This is a genomic window from Caldimonas sp. (assembly GCF_046289365.1).
Lineage (GTDB): Bacteria > Pseudomonadota > Gammaproteobacteria > Burkholderiales > Burkholderiaceae_C > Caldimonas.
This window is the reverse complement of the sequence record NZ_JBKBVU010000285.1, coordinates 1-2,893: the sequence shown is the minus strand read 5'-3', so window position 1 is coordinate 2,893 and position 2,893 is coordinate 1. Positions and strand designations below refer to the sequence as shown.

General features: G+C 65.8%; 4 protein-coding genes. All 4 read right to left on the bottom strand.

The window, feature by feature from the left end; genetic code table 11:
• Nucleotides 1-193: transposase (locus ACK42S_RS17020; protein ID WP_409704186.1), on the bottom strand; the 193-nt coding region annotated here is incomplete at its 3' end.
• 119 nt (nucleotides 194-312) lie between these two features.
• On the bottom strand, nucleotides 313-729 hold the full coding sequence (locus tag ACK42S_RS17015) for a F0F1 ATP synthase subunit epsilon (RefSeq protein WP_019562008.1): 417 nt from the start codon (nucleotides 727-729) through the stop codon (nucleotides 313-315).
• A gap of 128 nt (nucleotides 730-857) precedes the next feature.
• Nucleotides 858-2,258, bottom strand: coding sequence for a F0F1 ATP synthase subunit beta (atpD, locus tag ACK42S_RS17010; RefSeq protein WP_409710344.1), 1,401 nt, complete (start codon nucleotides 2,256-2,258; stop codon nucleotides 858-860).
• Nucleotides 2,259-2,308: 50 nt separating this feature from the next.
• A partial coding sequence (atpG, locus tag ACK42S_RS17005; RefSeq protein ID WP_409710341.1) for an ATP synthase F1 subunit gamma occupies nucleotides 2,309-2,893 on the bottom strand: 585 nt, incomplete at its 5' end.

Below are 2,893 nucleotides of genomic sequence, written 5' to 3'. Positions count from 1 at the left end.
TTGCGTTCTCGGCTTCCAACTCACGCAGTCGCTTCGCGTCGCTGGCCTCCATGCCGCCGAACTTCGCCCGCCACTTGTAGAACGTGGCCGTACTGAAGCCTTCCTTGCGGCACAGGTCCGCAACGTTCACGCCGGCGTCAGCCTGCTTGATGAACCCAATGATCTGCTCTTCCGTGTACCTGCTCTTGCGCATCGCGCTTCCTTTGCGTTGCGCGGATTTTGTTCCTTTGCCGTGGTACGGATTTCGGGGAGCAGGTCAAAAGCACAACGCCCGCGCAAGGCGGGCGTTGTCCTGGCAGGCGGGCAGCCTGCTTACTTCTTGCGGTACTTGCGCAGCGCGGCGATTTGCGCGGCCATCGCCGCGAACTCGCTTTGGGCCTTGGCGAAGTCGATGTCGCTCTTGGCGTTCTTCATCGCCTCCTCGGCCAGGCGCTTGGCCTCCAGCGCCTTGGCTTCGTCGAGGTCCTTGCCGCGGATGGCCGTGTCGGCCAGCACGGTCACGTGGTCGGGCTGCACCTCCAGGATGCCGCCGGCGACGAACACGAACTCCTCCTCGCCGTTGTCGGCCCGCTCGATGCGCACCGCCCCCGGCTTGATGCGCGTGATCAGCGGTGTGTGCTTGGGCAGGATGCCCAGCTCGCCCGCCTCGCCCGGCAGGGCGACGAACTTCGCCTCGCCCGAGAAGATCGACTCCTCGGCCGAAACGACATCCACTTGAATGGTGGCCATGCTCAGGGTCCTTTAACGTCTAGGAAGCTGCTGAAAGCAAGCGGACGGTGGGCTGGCGCGGCGCCGCACGCAGCCGGGGCCGGCCCCCCCGGCGAGCGGCAACGACGCCAGCGCGCCGTATGCGCCGCTCACTGCAGCTTCTTGGCCTTTTCGAAGGCCTCGTCGATGGTGCCGACCATGTAGAAGGCCTGTTCGGGCAGGTGGTCGCACTCGCCGTTCACGATCATCTTGAAGCCGCGGATGGTCTCCGACAACGGCACGTACTTGCCCGGGGCGCCGGTGAACACCTCGGCCACGTGGAAGGGCTGCGACAGGAAGCGCTGGATCTTGCGCGCGCGGGCGACGGCCAGCTTGTCTTCCGGCGACAGCTCGTCCATGCCCAGGATCGCGATGATGTCGCGCAGTTCCTTGTAGCGCTGCAGCACCGCCTGCACCGAGCGGGTGGTGTTGTAGTGCTCCTCCCCCACGACATTGGGGTCGACCTGGCGGCTGGTGGAGTCCAGCGGGTCCACGGCGGGGTAGATGCCCAGCGCGGCGATGTCGCGCGACAGCACCACGGTGGCGTCCAGGTGGGCGAAGGTCGTGGCCGGCGACGGGTCGGTCAGGTCGTCCGCGGGCACGTAGACGGCCTGGATCGAGGTGATCGAGCCCACCTTGGTGGAGGTGATGCGCTCCTGCAGCTTGCCCATTTCCTCAGCCAGCGTGGGCTGATAGCCCACGGCCGAAGGCATGCGGCCCAGCAGGGCGGACACTTCGGTCCCGGCCAGGGTGTAGCGGTAGATGTTGTCCACGAAGAACAGCACGTCGCGGCCTTCGTCGCGGAAGGACTCGGCGATCGTCAGGCCGGTCAGGGCCACGCGCAGACGGTTGCCCGGGGGCTCGTTCATCTGGCCGTAGACCATGGCCACCTTGGACTTGGACAGGTCCTCGTCCACCACCACGCCCGACTCCATCATCTCGTGATAGAAGTCGTTGCCCTCACGGGTGCGCTCACCCACGCCGGCGAACACGGACAGACCCGAGTGCGCCTTGGCGATGTTGTTGATGAGCTCCATCATGTTGACGGTCTTGCCCACGCCGGCACCGCCGAACAGACCCACCTTGCCGCCCTTGGCGAACGGACAGATCAGGTCGATCACCTTGATGCCGGTCTCCAGCAGTTCGGTCGAGGGCGACAGCTCGTCGTAGCTGGGCGCCTTGCGGTGGATGGAGGCGGTGAGTTCCTGGCTCACCGGGCCGCGCTCGTCGATGGGGCGGCCCAGCACGTCCATGATGCGACCCAGCGTGGCCTTGCCCACGGGCACGGTGATCGGCCCGCCGGTGTTGGTCACGACCATGCCGCGGCGCAGGCCGTCGGACGAGCCCAGCGCGATGGTGCGCACGATGCCGTCGCCGAGCTGCTGCTGCACTTCCAGCGTCAGCTCGCTGCCTTCCATCTTCAGGGCGTCGTACACCTTGGGCATCTGGTCGCGCGGGAACTCCACGTCCACCACGGCGCCGATGCACTGAACGATCTTGCCTTCAGCCATTTTTCGTTCCTTCAATCAGTATTCGTTATGCCTTCGGTTGCGGCACCGCTTCAGACCGCCGCCGCACCGCCGACGATCTCGGCCAGTTCCTTCGTGATCGCCGCCTGGCGGGTCTTGTTGTATTCGAGCTTGAGCTCGTTGATCAGGTTGCCCGCGTTGTCGGTCGCCGCCTTCATCGCCACCATGCGCGCCGATTGCTCGGACGCCATGTTCTCGGCCACGGCCTGGTAGACGATGGCTTCGATGTAGCGCGTGAGCAGCTCGTCGATGACGGTGGGCGCATCCGGCTCGTAAAGGTAGTCCCAGGCGTGGGCGTCCTTGTCGGCCTGCAGCTTGTCGGCCGCCAGGGGCAGGAGCTGTTCGATCACCGGCTCCTGCTTCATCGTGTTGATGAAGCGGGTGTAGCAGAGATAGACCGCGTCGAGCTTGCCTTCGGCGTACTGGTCGAGCAGCACCTTGACCGGGCCGATCAGCCGGTCCAGGTGTGGCTTGTCGCCGAGCTGGGTGACCTGGGGAACCACGTTGGCGCCGATGCGGTTCAGGAAACCGAGGCCCTTGTTGCCGATCGCCACGGCCTGTGCCTTCAGGCCCTGCGCCTCCAGCTCTTTGAGCTTGGCGGTGGTGGCCCGCAGGAT

Excerpts from the sequence above, each read along its gene's own strand:
- ACK42S_RS17015 (WP_019562008.1), bottom strand. The coding sequence starts at position 729 with ATGGCCACCATTCAAGTGGATGTCGTTTCGGCCGAGGAGTCGATCTTC.
- atpD (WP_409710344.1), bottom strand. The coding sequence starts at position 2,258 with ATGGCTGAAGGCAAGATCGTTCAGTGCATCGGCGCCGTGGTGGACGTG.